The organism is Hymenobacter bucti, assembly GCF_042681145.1.
Lineage (GTDB): Bacteria > Bacteroidota > Bacteroidia > Cytophagales > Hymenobacteraceae > Hymenobacter > Hymenobacter bucti.
Genome location: NZ_JBHUFD010000018.1, coordinates 873,666 through 887,977 on the forward strand (window position 1 = coordinate 873,666; position 14,312 = coordinate 887,977).

Below are 14,312 nucleotides of genomic sequence, written 5' to 3' on the forward strand. Positions count from 1 at the left end.
TGAACGCAAGATGCCCGTTGCGCTCGCCCCCAGACTCATAGCGTCCAAACTACTTTGATTATGCTCTTTAGACTTCTTAGTTGCCTGCTAATCAGCACCGCTGCTCTGGCCCAGCCCACTGCGCCTAAGCCCTGGTCGCAGCGCATGGCCGACTCCTTCATGGGCTGGTACCCCGATTCGCTGGGGTTAGCCCAAAACAAAGCGGCCCGCTGGGGCTACGAGCAGGGCCTGCTGCTGCTGGCCATCGAGCGGGTAGCCCAGCGTACGGGCCTGCCGCACTACCACAACTACGTGGTGCGCACCCTCGACTATTCATTGCCCGGCGACGGTACCATCCTGGGGTATAAGGTGGCGGATTATAACCTTGATAACATCAACACCGGGCGGGTGCTGCTGGCCCTGGGGCGGGCGCCGGGCCCGCGCCAGGCCGTGTATCGGCAGGCGACGCAACTGCTGCACCAGCAGCTAGCGACTCAGCCCCGCACCAGCGAAGGCGGCTACTGGCACAAGAAAAAATATGCCAGCCAAGTGTGGCTTGATGGCCTTTACATGGCCGAGCCCTTCGCCGCCGAGTACAGCCAGGTATTTCAAGAGCCAGCCGAGTTCGACCACGTAGCCCAGCAGTTTGCCTTGGTCGAAAAACACCTCGTAGACCCCAAAACCGGCCTGCTCTACCACGGCTGGGACGAAAGCCGCACCGAGAAATGGGCCGATAAAACCACCGGCCAATCGCCCAATTTCTGGAGCCGCGGCATGGGCTGGTACGCGATGGCGCTGGTCGATGTGCTCGATTATTTTCCCCGAGACCACCCGCAGCGCGCCCAGCTAATCAAGGACTTGCAGCGGCTGGCACCGGTGCTGGCGCGCTACCAGGATGCCAAAACTGGCGGCTGGTTTCAAGTCACAGACCAGGGCGCGCGCGCCGGCAACTATGTGGAGGCGTCGGGCTCGTGCATGTTCGTCTACGCTCTGGCTAAAGGCGTCCGCCTAGGGTACCTCAATAAGAAATACGCCGTGGTAGCGCACCGGGGCTACGCCGGCATCCTGCGCCAGTTTGTGCAAACCGAGCCCGACGGTACGGTGGCCCTCACCGGCACCGTGAGCGTGGGCGGCCTCGGCGGCTCGCCCTACCGCGATGGCTCCTACGCCTACTATTTGAGCGAGCCGCTCAAGAAAAACGATTTTAAGGGCGTGGGGCCCTTTATTATGGCTAGCCTGGAGCTGGAAGCCGCCCGCTAGGCCCCGGCCGGCAGCGCCGTGCGTACCACAGCGCCTAGGTCGGTGAGCAGTGAAAACAGGCCAACGTACGTGCGGTTGAGGTACACGAAGTGGGCCGAGCCGCGGGGCTCGCGCTGCTGGCGCAGGTCTTTGTCCTGCATCAGGTCGTCGCCGAGGGCGTAGAGGCTCTGCATGTAGCTCGGGTCGCCGAAGTCGAAAGTGTCCTCGCGGAAGGGGCGGCCCACCAGCCCGAGCGATTGGGTGAGGGTGCGCAGGTACATCTCGCGCAGGGCCGGCGCGTCGCCGGGGCGCAGGATGCCGGCTTCGGTGAGCAGGGCTTCGAGGCGGGCCGGGTTAGTGAGGGTAGCGGGGTCGAGCAGGGCCAGGAACTGTTGTTGCTCTAGCGCCGGTACGTCCTTTACGCAGCCAAAGTCGAGCACGCCCACGGTGCCGCCGTTGGTGAGGCTGAAGAGGAAGTTGCCGGGGTGCGGGTCGGCGTGCAGCTGCCGCAGCTCGCGCAGCTGGTACTGGTAAAAATCCCAGAGGGCTTGGCCGAGCTGATTGCGTACTTCCTGGCTGGGGTTGTCGGCCAAAAACTCCTTCATGTGCTGGCCGGGCAGCCAGTCCATCGTAAGGATGCGGGCCCCCGACAGGGCTGGGTAGTAGGTGGGAAACTGCAAGTGTGGCAGGTGGCCGCACTTGGCCGCCACCGACTGGCCGCGGCTCAGTTCGAGCTTATAATCAGTCTCTTCCAGCAAGCGTGCCTCGACCTCGGCGATGTAGGGCCGCAGCGTCTCTTCCTTCAACCCCATGATGCGCAGCGCCACCGGCTTCACCATCGCAATGTCGGACCGGATACTCGCGCCCACGCCGGGGTATTGCACTTTCACGGCCAAATCTTTGCCCAGCTTGCGGGCGAAATGCACCTGCCCGATGCTGGCCGCTTGCCGCGCCTGCGGGTCAAACTCGTCGAATACTTCGCTCGGCGAATGCCCAAACGCATCGCGAAAGGCCTTCACTACCAGCGGCCCCGATAGCGGCGGCGTCTGGTACTGCGCCTGCCGAAACTGCTCGGCGTAGGCGGGGGGCAACAGGTTTTTTTCCATCGCCAGCATCTGGGCCACCTTCAGCACCGAGCCCTTCATCTCGCTGAGCGTGCCGTAGAGCTCCTCCGCGTTGGCCTGGTGCAGGTCGGCCATGGCCGAGTCGGCGCCCACCGCTTTTTTGGCGTAGTGCTGCACGTAGTTGGCGCCTACCTTAAAGCCGGTTTTGGCGAAGCGGGCGGCGCGGGCCACTTTAGAGGTCGGCAGCGATTCCTGGGGTTGGTCAGACATGGTAGTGCTAGTTAGTAACGATAAAAACGTCCGTCATGCTGAGCTTGTCGAAGCATCTCTACCGCACCGTTGCAATGCCGTTCAACGGTGCGGTAGCGATGCTTCGACAAGCTCAGCACGACGGACGTTTATCTATAATGCGTAATCAAAAGTGTTGCCCTAGGCGCGCTTGTGCAGCAAAAACCGCCCGAAGTCCAGGGCCGAATCAAACGTGTTGCGGCCCACGAGGTCGAAGCTCAGCGTCACGGCTTTCTCTACGGCAGCGTCGGTGCGCTCGAAGTTGACCGATTCATCGCGCACGAAGTAGAGCAGGATGAATTGGAGCTGGCGCATGAAAATGCGGCCGTAGCCATCCTGCAAAAACGGCCGGCTGGCTACCTCGCCCGTGGTGCGGCCGCTGTGCAACAGCTCCTCAATAAAGAACTTGAAATCAGCCTCAAACTGACCCAGCACCTTGGGCACAATGGCCGGCTGCCGCTTCTGCGAGCGACCTAGGGTGAGCAGTACGAAGCTGCGGTTGTTCTTCAGAATTTCGAGCAGCGTGTAGTAAAACGCCAGCAGGCGCTCGCGGCTGCTGTAGCCCTCCCAAGCAGGCTCCTGGGCGGCTTGCTCACGGGCGTCGCGGCCAAAATCGACCCAGGTTTCGCGGTCGATGGCGGCGAAAGACGCGAACGAGCGGTAGAATTCGCCCTCCGAAATCCCCTGCGCATCGGCGAAGGCAAACACGGTTTTGGGCGCGTGGCCGTGGCGGCGCAGGTAGTCGAGATAAGCGGCTTTGAGAGCAGTAGTTTCCATGCCCGTATAACCACTGGCTCGGCCCTGCGGTTCAGCTACTAGCGCTTATTGTACCGTGGAACCTGCGGGTCCGCGCGTGGGTAGTTAAGCAGTGAGCTACTCACGCGCGGACCCGCAGGTTCCACGGTACAATAAGCGCTACTTACGGCCCTTGCGGATGGCGTCGATGGCGCGCTCGCGGCCGAACTTGTGGTCTACTATTGGGGCGGGATATTTGTCGGTGCCAAACTCGGGCACCCACTGCTTCACGTACTTATAGTCGGGGTCGTACTGCTTCTGCTGGCTGTCGGGGCTGTACACCCGAAACCAGGGCGCGGCTACGGCGCCGGTGCCGGCCATCCACTGCCAGTTGCCGACGTTGTTGCTCATGTCGTAGTCGATGAGCTTTTCGGAGAAGTAATGCTCGCCGAGCTTCCAGTCCATGAAGAGCTGCTTGACCAAGAAGCCCGCCGCCGCGATGCGGGCGCGGTTGTGCATGTAACCCGTTTGGTTGAGCTGGCGCATGCCCGCATCCACGAGCGGGTAGCCGGTGCGGCCTTCCGTCCAGGCCTTGTACTGCTCGGGGTCGTCGCGGTAGGGAAGGTCGCGCATCTTGGGGTCGTAGGCCTCCTCCGCCGTGTTAGGGTAGTGCCAGAGCAGCATCATGAAGAAGTCGCGCCATATCATCTCATTTAAGAGCTTGATATTTACCTCTTGGGCCTGGTGCATGAGCTGGCGCACGCTCACGGTGCCGAAGCGCAGGTGCACCGACATGTGCGTGGTGCCCTTGTTATCAGCCGGAAAATCGCGCTTTTTATCGTAGTTCTTCACCACGTCGGCCGCGGGCAGCTTGGCGGGCGGTGTGGGCTGCTCGTGCCGCTCAAAGCCCAGGTCTGCTAGGGTAGGGCGCTTCTTATCGGCAGCTTTAAGCGCCGCCAGGTTCTCTCTCTTAAAGAGCCGTTGCGACGGGTGCGGCTCGAAGTCCTCTGGCTTCGCCTTGGCCTGCCAGGCCTTGGAGTAGGCGCCGAATACCTTGGACGGCTTGCCGTTCTTAGTCAGCACCTCGTCCTTGGCAAAAATTACTTGGTCCTTGAAGGCTTTGAACTCGGCGCCGGCCTGCTCGGCGAGCTTAGCGATGGCGGTGTCGCGCTCGGTGGCGTAGGGCTCGTAGTCCTCGTTGGTGTAGATGGCGGCTACGTCGTAGTCCTTGAGCAGTTGCTCGAAGATTTCTGGCACCTTGCCAAAGCGGGCTACAAAGCCGCCACCCGCGTCGTACGCCTCCTGGCCCAGGCGCTCTACCTGGTCGAAGATGAAGGTGAGGCGCGCGTCGTCCCTAGGTAGCTTTTCGAGAATGGTTTGGTCGTAGATGAACAGCGGCAGCACCGGGTGCCCGCTTTGCAGCGCGGCGGCCAGACCCGCATTGTCCTGGAAGCGCAAGTCGCGCCGGTGCCAGAAAAGGGTGATTTTCATAGAGACGTAAGAAAGATGTAGCTTGGCCTTTATATGCCGAGCGCGAGCGTAGCGAGCATCCCACGTTTGGACCGTATTCCTAACGCGGATGCGAGCTGCGCTCGCGCTCGGCCTACAAAGGCCAAGCTACTTTCTGTGGTTATTTCAGTTTGCCCATGCCGCCGTCCACGGCCAATACTTGGCCGGTGATGAAGGTGGCTTGGTCGGAAAGCAGGAAGGCGGCCATGCCGGCTAGGTCGGTGGCCCGGCCCACGCGCTGCAAGGGGTGGCGCTTGGCGCCGGCCTCGGCTTTTTCGGGCGTGTTGAGCAGGGCGGCGGCCAGGGGCGTATCGGTGAGACTGGGCGCCAGGCAATTGACGCGCAAGCCGCTGGCGGCGTACTCGGCGGCCAGGGCGCGGGTGAGGCCTTCCACGGCGGCTTTGGCGGTGGCGATGCTGGTGTGGAAGCTCATGCCAACGGCCGCCGCTACCGTGCTGAATAGCACGACCGAGGCGCCGCCCTCGGCTTTTTTGAGGCGCTTGGCGGTGGCTTGCAGCGCTTGCACCGCACCGAGCACATTGAGCTCAAAATCAGCGCGAAAGTCGTCCAGCGGCACGCGCTCGAAGGGCCGCAGCTTGATGGAGCCGGGGCAGTACACGAGGCCGTGCAGCACGTCGGGCAGCGCATCGAACGCCGCGCCTACAGGCTGGGTAGCATCGTAGGCCAGATGCGTGGCACCTAGGGCCGCCAGCTCGGGCGAAAGGTGGCGCGAGGCGGTGAACAGGGTGGCGCCGCCGTCGTGCAGTAGCTGGGCCGTAGCCAGGCCGATGCCCGAAGAGGCACCAACGATGAGGATGTTTTTCCCGGTAAAATTCATGAGGTAATTAGCCAGCTTAAAACTAGTTTAGACTAACGGCCAAGCCGAAGCAAAGTTTGCCGTTAGCATATTCTACGGCTGGCTTATGCTCTAATTACGGGTTGAGTAGGGACTGAGCGAAGTAGAGACGTACTAGTTGGAGTCTGGTGTTGCTGAGTGGTGCACTCTGCCGCCAGACTCCAACTAGTACGTCTCTATGCCTTTTACATTAACCCAAAAGCGACTTATACCCGCGTCAGCACCAGCTCGGGCCGCTCGGGGACGAGCAGCGGGATATTCTCGAACGTGACTGACGAGTTATCGAGCCCGAAGCTTTCCTGCTGCGTGACGCCCAGCCAGCGCAGGCTGCCAGCCAGCCGCGCCACCAGCCGCTGCCAGGCGCTCAGCGACTGCGCATAGGGCAGGGTGCGGTTGAGGAGCACGAACTGAAAATCGCCCACCACGTCTTTCTCCCGCAGCGAATTGTAGCGCGAAGTGATGTCGATTTCCTTGGCCTTTACCAGGTCCGTCACCACCTGCCGAAACATGTAGTTGATGGCGTGGTCCACCCGAAAACCGAGCTTAAACTCGATGCGCACGAGGTCGTCGGGCAGTACCATATCGACGTGATATTCTTTGGTATAAGGCTCGTCGGTCGTGATGACGTGGATGAGGTAGTACACGTCGGCCCGCTTGGGGCTTTTCTGAAAAATAGAGTGCACTACGCCCCGCTCCACCTGGGCCGGGTCGGCCGAATCGGTAAGGTACACGAGGTGGGTGGCGTATTTGGCCACCGACTCGTCGGCGCTCAGCTTCTTGAGCAGGGGCAGCCAGTCGGCCAGCGGCACGTACTTGATGAAGCTGTCGCGCAGGCGGGCGCCCTGTATCCAGCTCACCATCACGGCCAGTAGCAGCAGGCTCATGAGCACGCTCACGTAGCCTCCCTCGGGAAACTTGCGCAGGTTGGCCGCCAAAAACGACCCTTCAATGGCGAAATAGACCAGTACCAGCAGCGCTATCCAGATGAAGCTCACCTGGCGCAGGTGCAGGTAGAAGGCCAATAACACCGTGGTCATGAGCATGGTAAACGTGATGGCTAGCCCGTAGGCCGCCTCCATATTCGAGCTCTCGCGGAAATACAGCACCACCCCCACGCAGCCCGCGCACAGCAGCCAGTTGAGCGACGGCACGTAGGCCTGCCCGCGCAAGTCGGTGGGATATAGTATCTTAACCTTGGGCCAAAAGTTGAGCCGCAGAGCCTCGATGATGAGCGTGAACGAGCCCGAAATGAGCGCCTGCGAGGCGATAATGGTCGCCAGCGTGCACAGCCCGATGGCCGGCAGCAGGCCCCAGGCCGGAATCATGGCGAAGAACGGATTGCGGTCGCCGAGCGGCTGCCCTAGGTGCTGCAATAGCCACGCGCCCTGCCCTAGGTAGTTGAGCACTAAGCATATTTTCACGAAGCCCCACGACACGTAGATGTTGGGCCGCCCCACGTGGCCCATGTCGGCGTACAGGGCCTCGGCCCCGGTGCTGCACAAAAAGATGGAGCCCAGCAGCCAGAAGCCGCCCGGCTCACTGGCTAGCATGTGCAGGGCGTAGTAGGGGTTGAAGGCCCGCAAAATGCTAAAGTCTTTCACCAGAAACTGCACGCCTAGCACCGCCAGCATCGTGAAAAACACCAGCATAACCGGCCCAAACAGCTTGCCGATAATGGCCGTGCCGAACTGCTGAATGGTGAACAGCCCCAGCAGAATAACTATCACAATGGGCACCGTTTCGAGCTCGGGCCGCAAGATGCGCAGCCCCTCAATGGCCGACGACACCGAGATGGGCGGCGTAATGACGCCATCGGCCAGCAGGGCGGCGGCCCCCACGATGGCTGGCAGGTACAGGTACTTGTAATTGAGGCGTTGGAGCAGCGCGTAGAGCGACAGGATGCCGCCCTCGCCGTTGTTGTCGGCCCGCATCGCGATGAGCACGTACTTGATGGTAGTGAGCAGCGTGAGCGTCCAGATAACGGCCGACACGGTGCCGAGTACCACGGCCTCGCTCACGGCCCGGCCCTCAAATACGCCCCGCACGGTGTAGAGCGGTGAGGTGCCAATATCGCCGTACACGATACCTAGGGCGATGAGCGTGCCGGCCGCCGTGGCCCGGGGATTAGAAGTTTCGGTCATCTTAAGATGAAGGAATAATGAAGCTTAGCGGGCGTAAAAAAGCCTCGCTGCGTACTCAACGAGGCTTTTTGAACTTGGTTAACCAGCACCATTGGGCCGCGGGCGCTACGGTTCAGCTTGCGACTGGGCTGGGGGCGGGCACCGCCGCCGCCTTCGGCTTGCGACCTACCAGCCACACGCCCACGAAGATGAGCGCCGCCTGCCAGGCTTTATCCCAAGTAAGCGAGTCCTTGCCCAGGCTCACGGCGATGAGCACCGCCAGCACTGGCTGCAAGTAGATGTACACGCCCAGCAGGGCCGGCGTAGCGTACTTCAAGGCCCAGTTATTCAAGAGGTAAGCCAGGATGGTGAGGAAGAAAATCATGTAGCCCAGCTCGCCCCAGATAAAGAGCGGGAAGTGCGCGTAGTCGGCCGCAATGGCCTGCGGCAGACCTAGGGGCACCACCACGATGGCGCCTACTAAAAAGATGCGCGCCAGCACCGTAAAGGCGTGGTAGGTGCGCATGAGCGGCGCCACCAGCACCAGGTACAGCCCAAATACGGCCGCATTTACCAATAAATACGTGTTGCCGAGCAGCGCATCGGCGGGCATTTTGCCGGTACTGGGCCGGCTGAGAATGAGGGCCGCTGCGCCGGCCGCGCCCAGCACGATGCCCAGTATGCGGGTGGGCGTGATTTTTTCGCTCAGCAGTACCGCCGAGGCCAGCACCACCACGATGGGCGAGATGGTTTGGAGCAGCGAGGCGTTGATGGGCGTGGTGAGGTTGAGGCCCGCAAAGAAGGAAATCTGGTTGAGCGCGATACCTAGGAGGCCGCAGGCCACGGCCCGTACATTGTCGGCCCGGCCCATGATTTTATCGTTGGGCGCCACTACGCTCTTGATTATCGCAAAAAACAGCGCCGCTCCGGCAATGCGTAGCGTCACGATGCCCAGCGGCTGCATGTAGTGCGGCATGATGTCCTTGGCCAAGCTATAGGTGCCAGCGTAGATGAGCGAAACCAGGAACAGCGCCGTGTGCAGGCGAAACTTAGAAACCATAGGAGCGGAGCGGTAGCGCGTAGTTGCGCGGACTTCGTAATCCGCGTCCGCTAACGGGAATCCGGACGAACGCGAACTACAAAGTTCGCGCTACTACGCGCTAGTTACCTGCCCATGGCCTCGCTTTTCGATAACCCCACCACCGCCCCGCTGGCCGAGCGCCGCCGCCCGCGCCGCCTGGCCGACTACGCCGGCCAAACCCACCTGCTGGGCGAAAACGGCGTGCTGCGCCGCTACCTGGCCGCCGGGCGCCTGCCCTCGCTCATCCTCTACGGGCCGCCCGGCGTGGGCAAAACCACCCTGGCCCTGCTGCTGGCCGAGGCTTTGCAGCGCCCCTTCGCCATGCTCTCGGCCATCAACGCGGGCGTGAAGGACGTGCGTGAAGTCATTGACCGGGCCAAGAAACAGGCCGGCACGGTACTATTTATTGATGAGATTCACCGCTTTAGCAAGGCCCAGCAGGATGCACTGCTGGGAGCGGTCGAAAACGGCACTGTCACGCTCATCGGCGCCACTACTGAGAATCCGTCGTTTGAGGTGATTCCGGCCTTGCTCTCGCGCTGCCAGGTGTACACGCTGGAGGCGCTGAGCGCTGACACGTTGCGCGAAATCATCCGCCGGGCGCTGACCGAAGACGAGGTACTAAGCAAAATTCCCGTCGATGTCGTCGAAGACCATGCCCTGCTGGCCTTCAGCGGCGGCGACGCCCGCAAGCTCCTAGGTCTGCTGGAACTGGTGGTGCAAAGCACGCCGCCCGACCCCGCCACTGGCCGCGTGCAGCTCACCGATGCCGCCGTGCAGCAGACGGCTCAGCGCCCCATCGCGCGCTACGACAAGGGCGGCGAGATGCACTACGACGTCATTTCGGCGTTTATTAAAAGCATCCGCGGCTCCGACCCCAACGCCGCGCTCTACTACCTGGCCGTGATGCTGGAGGGCGGTGAAGACGTCAAATTCATCGCCCGCCGCCTGCTTATTCTGAGCTCCGAAGACATCGGCAACGCCAATCCCAACGCCCTGCTGCTGGCCCAGAGCTGCTTCCAGGCGTGCACCGTCATCGGCCTGCCCGAGTCCGATTTGATTCTGAGCCAAACCGTTATCTACCTCGCTACCTCGCCCAAGAGCAACGCCGCCTACACGGCCATCCGAGCGGCGCAGGCCCAGGTGCGGGCGCAGGGCGTGCACCCCGTGCCGGTGCCGCTGCGCAACGCGCCCACCAAGCTCATGAAGGAGCTAGGCTACGGCGATACGTACCAGTACTCGCACAACGGCGCGGGCAACTTCACCTACCAGGAATTCATGCCCGACGCCCTCAGCGGCACTCGCTTCTACGACCCCGGCGACAACCCGCTGGAAGCCAAAATACGAGAGCGCCTGCGCAGCTGGTGGCAAGAAAAATACACCTACTAAATCGCAGATTTAACTGATTTAACGGATTTCACAGATACGCCCGCCTGCGGCGGGCTGACTACCATTGGGCGAGTAAGGGCGGTGTAATGTAGCGGCGCACGCCGCGATAGAGGTAGCAGAAACCGGCGGCCGTATCTTGCCACCCAAGTTAGTCAGCCCGCCGCAGGCGGGCGTATCTGCGAAATCCGTTAAATCAGTTAAATCTGCGGTCTTGTGAGGCAATTTTTTAAGTTTGTACTGGCCACCGTGGTGGGACTGGTGCTGTTTTCGGTGCTCAGCGTATTGCTGCTCGTGGGGCTGGGCGCAATCATTGGCCGCAGCAGCTCTGATAAGTCGGTGGCGGCCAATTCGGTGCTGGAGCTGAAGCTTGATAAGCCGATTTCGGAGCGGGCGCAAAGCGCTGATTTTAATCCCCTAGGGGGCGCCCAGGCCACTACTGGGCTGGTGAATCTGAAAGAAGCCATCGGCCGGGCCAAAACCGATGACGATATTAAGGGCATCCTGCTCGACCTGCAACTGGTGCAGGGCGGCATGGCCTCGTTGGAAGAGGTGCGCAACGCGCTACTCGACTTTAAAAAAAGCGGCAAATTCATCGTGGCCTACCACGAAATCGCCTCCGAAAAAAGCTATTATCTGTCCTCGGTGGCCGACCAGATTTATCTGCATCCGCAGGGCACGCTGGAGTTTAATGGCCTGAGCTCAGAGGTGATGTTTTATAAGCGGCTGTTCGATAAGGCTGGCATTGAGCCGTATATCTTCCGGGTAGGCTCGTTTAAGAGCGCCGTGGAGCCGTTCTTCCGCGAAAACTTCTCCGACTCGGCCCGCTACCAAACGGTGTCGTACCTCAACTCGCTCAACGGCCACATGCTCGGTCAGGTGGCCGCCAGCCGCCAGATACCCGAGCCGCGTCTGAAGGTGATTTCGGACTCGATGCTGGTGCACAATGCCAAGGACGCGCTACGCCTGAAGCTGGTGACCAAGCTCGGCTACTTCGATGAGGTGCAGGACTACCTGCGCGGCAAGCTGGGCCTGGCCAAAGACAAAAAGCCCGGCCTCGTGTCCCTAAGCGAATATCAGGACGCTGACAAAGCCGACGAGAAAGAAGGCAACACAAGCGGCAACCGCATCGCCGTTATCTACGCCGAGGGCGATATCGTAACCGGCAAAGGGTCAGATGATAACATCGGCAGCGACAAGTTTGCCGAAGCCATCCGCAAGGCCCGCCTCGATGATAAAGTGAAGGCCGTGGTGCTGCGCATCAACTCGCCGGGCGGCTCGTCGCTGGCTTCCGACATCATTTACCGCGAGGTGTTGCTGACCAAGAAAGTCAAGCCCATTATCGCCAGCATGAGCGACGTGGCGGCCTCGGGCGGCTACTACATTGCCATGGCCTGCGATACCATCGTGGCCCACCCCAACAGCATCACGGGCAGCATCGGCGTGTTCGGCGTGTTGCCCAATATTCAGCCGCTACTGGCTGATAAACTGGGTATTACCGTGGACCGCGTGACGACGGGCAAGTTCTCCGACCTGCCCACCATTACCCGCGCCCTCTCGCCCTACGAAAAGCAGCAGATGCAGCTGGAAGTGAACGAGATATACGCCGACTTCACCAGCAAAGCCGCCCTAGGTCGGCACATGCCCGTCGAGCGCCTGCGCCGCATCGCCTCGGGCCGCGTGTGGAGCGGCAGCGAGGGCAAGCAAATCGGCTTGGTCGATGTGCTGGGTTCGTATGAGGACGCGCTAAAAATCGCCGCTAACCGCGCCCACCTCAAGGCTGACGACTACAAAGTGCAGCGCCTACCGCGCCAGAAGTCATCGACCGAGAAGCTTTTCAGCCGCTTCTTCGGGGGTGATGACGAAGACCAAGCTGCCGCTGAAGCGCGCCTGTTGCAAGCCAAGCTCGGCCCGCTTTACCCCGCCGTGCGCCAGTACCAGCAGCTCATGCAGATGCGCGGCGTGCAAGCGCGGCTGCCGTATGAGCTGGAGATTAAGTAGTTATTCTTGAGTAATTTGTTCGTTACCAACTCGTCTGTCATGCTCATCTGGCGGCCCGAAGGAAGCATCTCATCAGGTAAGGTTCTGACTTGATGAGATGCTTCCTTCGGGCCGCCAGATGAGCATGACAGACGATTTTTGATTTTTAGCTTACCCATGCGTCGAATACTTCTTGGCACCGTCGTGCTGGCCGGCCTCGCCCACGCCGCCACCGCCCAAACCACCCCCACGCTCTACCAGCCCCGCGACATCAAGCGGGCCTTTGACAAAGGCACCCGCGCTGCCGATGGCCGCCCCGGCCCCAAGTACTGGCAAAACCGGGCGCGCTACGACATCACGGTGCAGGCCGCGCCGCCGTCCCGCGACATTCGAGGGCGCGAGACGATTACGTACTTCAACAACAGCCCCGATACGCTCAAGAGCCTGGTTATTCGGCTCATTCAGAATATCCACCAGCCCGGCGTGGCCCGCGAGAGCGACGCTGGCGCCGACTACATTACGAGCGGCGTGGCCATCGACTCGTTTGCCGTGGGCGGGCGGGCACGGCCCTACGACGGCCGCGGTAGCGCTACCGCCCAAACCATCGCGCTGCCCCGCGGCCTGGCGCCGCACGACTCGGTGCGGCTGGCTTTTAGTTGGCACTTCCCGATTTCGGTGCAGAGTGGGCGCGAGGGCATGATTGACAAAACCACGTACTTCCTGGCTTATTTCTACCCTAGGGTGGCTGTGTACGACGACTACGCGGGCTGGGACCGGCTGCCCTTCCTGGACAGCAAGGAGTTTTACAACGACTTCAACGACTATACTTTGCGCGTGCAAGCGCCGGCCAACTACATCGTGTGGGCCACCGGCGCGCTGCAAAATCCCAAGCAGGTGCTCCAGCCTGCCGCGGCCAAGCGCCTCGAAAAATCGATGACCAGCGACGCGCTGATTCACGTGGCCACCGCCGCCGACTTGGCCAAAAAGAGCATCACCGCCCAGCAGTCGTTGAACACCTGGGTGTGGAAGGCCACCGATATTTCGGACATGACGGTGGGCCTCAGCGACCACTACGTTTGGGATGCGGCCAGCGTAATCGTGGACCCCGCCACCAAGCGCCGGGCCAGCGTGCAGGCCGCCTTTGCCGACTCGACCAAGGACTTTCACTCTTCCGTGAAGTTCAGCCAGAACGCCCTAGGGTGGTTTTCGCGTAACTGGCCGGGCGTGCCGTACCCGTTTCCGAAGATGACGGCCTTCCAGGGTTTTGCCGACATGGAGTACCCCATGATGGTGAACGACAGCCCCGCCGACGATATGAAATTCGCGCAGCTGGTACAGGACCACGAGATTGCCCACACGTACTTCCCGTTCTACATGGGCATCAACGAGAGCCGCTACGCCTTCATGGACGAGGGCTGGGCCACTACGTTCGAACTACTCATCGGAAGGGCCGAAAACGGCACCGCGGCGGCCGACGAGTTCTACCGTAAGTTTCGGGTGAATAGCTGGATAAACAACCCCAGCACGGCCCAGGACCTGCCCGTCATCACGCCCAGCAGCGAGCTAAAGGCCGGCTACGGTAATAACTCCTACGGCAAGGCGTCGCTCAGCTACCTGGCCCTCAAGGATATGCTTGGCGACGAGCTCTTCAAGAAGTGCCTGCACACCTACATGGACCGCTGGCACAGCAAGCACCCTATTCCGTGGGATTATTTCAACTCGATGAGCAACGCCTCGGGTCAGGACCTGACCTGGTTTTTCCAGAACTGGTTTTTCACCAATAACTACATCGACCTGGCCCTCACCAAAGCCGATAAAACGGCCCAGGGCACGACCATCACGCTCCGAAACGTGGGTGGTTTCGCCGTGCCGGTTGACCTAAAAGTGGACTACGCCGACGGTAGCACCGAAACCCTGCACCGCACGCCCGACCTCTGGCGCGCCAACCAGCAGCAGGCCAGCATCACGGTGCCGGCCGGCAAAGCCGTGCGCGCCGTCTCATTCGACCACGGCCTGTACATGGACGCTGATACGAAGAACGACCGGCTGACGGTGCAGTAGGTATCCGCTTAAAT

At 61.3% G+C, this 14,312-nt stretch carries 10 protein-coding genes; 4 read left to right on the top strand and 6 right to left on the bottom strand.

Annotation, left to right across the window (positions count from 1 at the left end; genetic code table 11):
* Positions 1-60: 60 nt before the first annotated feature.
* Entirely contained in the window at positions 61-1,239 is a 1,179-nt protein-coding gene (locus ACFSDX_RS22670) for a glycoside hydrolase family 88/105 protein (RefSeq protein ID WP_382317778.1), read from the top strand.
* Here the strand turns inward: ACFSDX_RS22670 and ACFSDX_RS22675 are convergent.
* From ACFSDX_RS22675 to ACFSDX_RS22700, 6 genes are all read right to left on the bottom strand, one after another.
* Entirely contained in the window at positions 1,236-2,552 is a 1,317-nt protein-coding gene (locus ACFSDX_RS22675; protein WP_382317780.1) for an ABC1 kinase family protein, read from the bottom strand. The two genes, ACFSDX_RS22670 and ACFSDX_RS22675, sit on opposite strands and share 4 nt — an antisense overlap.
* A 159-nt stretch (positions 2,553-2,711) precedes the next feature.
* Positions 2,712-3,347 (bottom strand): TetR family transcriptional regulator C-terminal domain-containing protein, encoded by a 636-nt coding sequence (locus ACFSDX_RS22680; RefSeq protein ID WP_382317782.1) that lies wholly within the window; start codon positions 3,345-3,347, stop codon positions 2,712-2,714.
* A gap of 138 nt (positions 3,348-3,485) precedes the next feature.
* Positions 3,486-4,796: a cryptochrome/photolyase family protein gene (locus ACFSDX_RS22685; RefSeq protein ID WP_382317784.1), complete on the bottom strand. Its 1,311-nt coding sequence runs from the start codon at positions 4,794-4,796 to the stop codon at positions 3,486-3,488.
* 139 nt (positions 4,797-4,935) lie between these two features.
* On the bottom strand, positions 4,936-5,652 hold the full coding sequence (locus ACFSDX_RS22690) for an SDR family NAD(P)-dependent oxidoreductase (protein WP_382317786.1): 717 nt from the start codon (positions 5,650-5,652) through the stop codon (positions 4,936-4,938).
* Between the two features lie 224 nt (positions 5,653-5,876).
* Complete coding sequence (locus ACFSDX_RS22695) at positions 5,877-7,811, bottom strand: KUP/HAK/KT family potassium transporter (protein ID WP_382317788.1); 1,935 nt, start codon at positions 7,809-7,811, stop codon at positions 5,877-5,879.
* 112 nt (positions 7,812-7,923) lie between these two features.
* Positions 7,924-8,850 carry a DMT family transporter gene (locus ACFSDX_RS22700; RefSeq protein WP_382317790.1) on the bottom strand — a complete coding sequence of 309 codons (927 nt, stop codon included), beginning with the start codon at positions 8,848-8,850 and terminating at the stop codon, positions 7,924-7,926.
* 114 nt (positions 8,851-8,964) lie between these two features.
* Between ACFSDX_RS22700 and ACFSDX_RS22705 the strand changes: the two genes are divergently transcribed.
* The 3 genes from ACFSDX_RS22705 (at position 8,965) to ACFSDX_RS22715 (ending at position 14,298) form a co-directional block, all read left to right on the top strand.
* Complete coding sequence (locus ACFSDX_RS22705) at positions 8,965-10,260, top strand: replication-associated recombination protein A (protein WP_382317791.1); 1,296 nt, start codon at positions 8,965-8,967, stop codon at positions 10,258-10,260.
* A gap of 213 nt (positions 10,261-10,473) precedes the next feature.
* Positions 10,474-12,258, top strand: coding sequence for a signal peptide peptidase SppA (gene sppA / locus ACFSDX_RS22710; protein ID WP_382317792.1), 1,785 nt, complete (start codon positions 10,474-10,476; stop codon positions 12,256-12,258).
* Between the two features lie 156 nt (positions 12,259-12,414).
* The gene (locus ACFSDX_RS22715; RefSeq protein WP_382317794.1) at positions 12,415-14,298 is read left to right on the top strand and encodes a M1 family metallopeptidase; all 1,884 of its coding nucleotides are present in this window, start codon (positions 12,415-12,417) and stop codon (positions 14,296-14,298) included.
* Positions 14,299-14,312 lie beyond the last annotated feature (14 nt).

Bases quoted from the DNA above. Each gene is read 5' to 3' on its own strand.
- ACFSDX_RS22670 (WP_382317778.1), top strand. From the start codon at position 61: ATGCTCTTTAGACTTCTTAGTTGCCTGCTAATCAGCACCGCTGCTCTG.
- ACFSDX_RS22675 (WP_382317780.1), bottom strand. From the start codon at position 2,552: ATGTCTGACCAACCCCAGGAATCGCTGCCGACCTCTAAAGTGGCCCGC.
- ACFSDX_RS22680 (WP_382317782.1), bottom strand. From the start codon at position 3,347: ATGGAAACTACTGCTCTCAAAGCCGCTTATCTCGACTACCTGCGCCGC.
- ACFSDX_RS22685 (WP_382317784.1), bottom strand. From the start codon at position 4,796: ATGAAAATCACCCTTTTCTGGCACCGGCGCGACTTGCGCTTCCAGGAC.
- ACFSDX_RS22690 (WP_382317786.1), bottom strand. From the start codon at position 5,652: ATGAATTTTACCGGGAAAAACATCCTCATCGTTGGTGCCTCTTCGGGC.
- ACFSDX_RS22695 (WP_382317788.1), bottom strand. From the start codon at position 7,811: ATGACCGAAACTTCTAATCCCCGGGCCACGGCGGCCGGCACGCTCATC.
- ACFSDX_RS22700 (WP_382317790.1), bottom strand. From the start codon at position 8,850: ATGGTTTCTAAGTTTCGCCTGCACACGGCGCTGTTCCTGGTTTCGCTC.
- ACFSDX_RS22705 (WP_382317791.1), top strand. From the start codon at position 8,965: ATGGCCTCGCTTTTCGATAACCCCACCACCGCCCCGCTGGCCGAGCGC.
- ACFSDX_RS22715 (WP_382317794.1), top strand. From the start codon at position 12,415: ATGCGTCGAATACTTCTTGGCACCGTCGTGCTGGCCGGCCTCGCCCAC.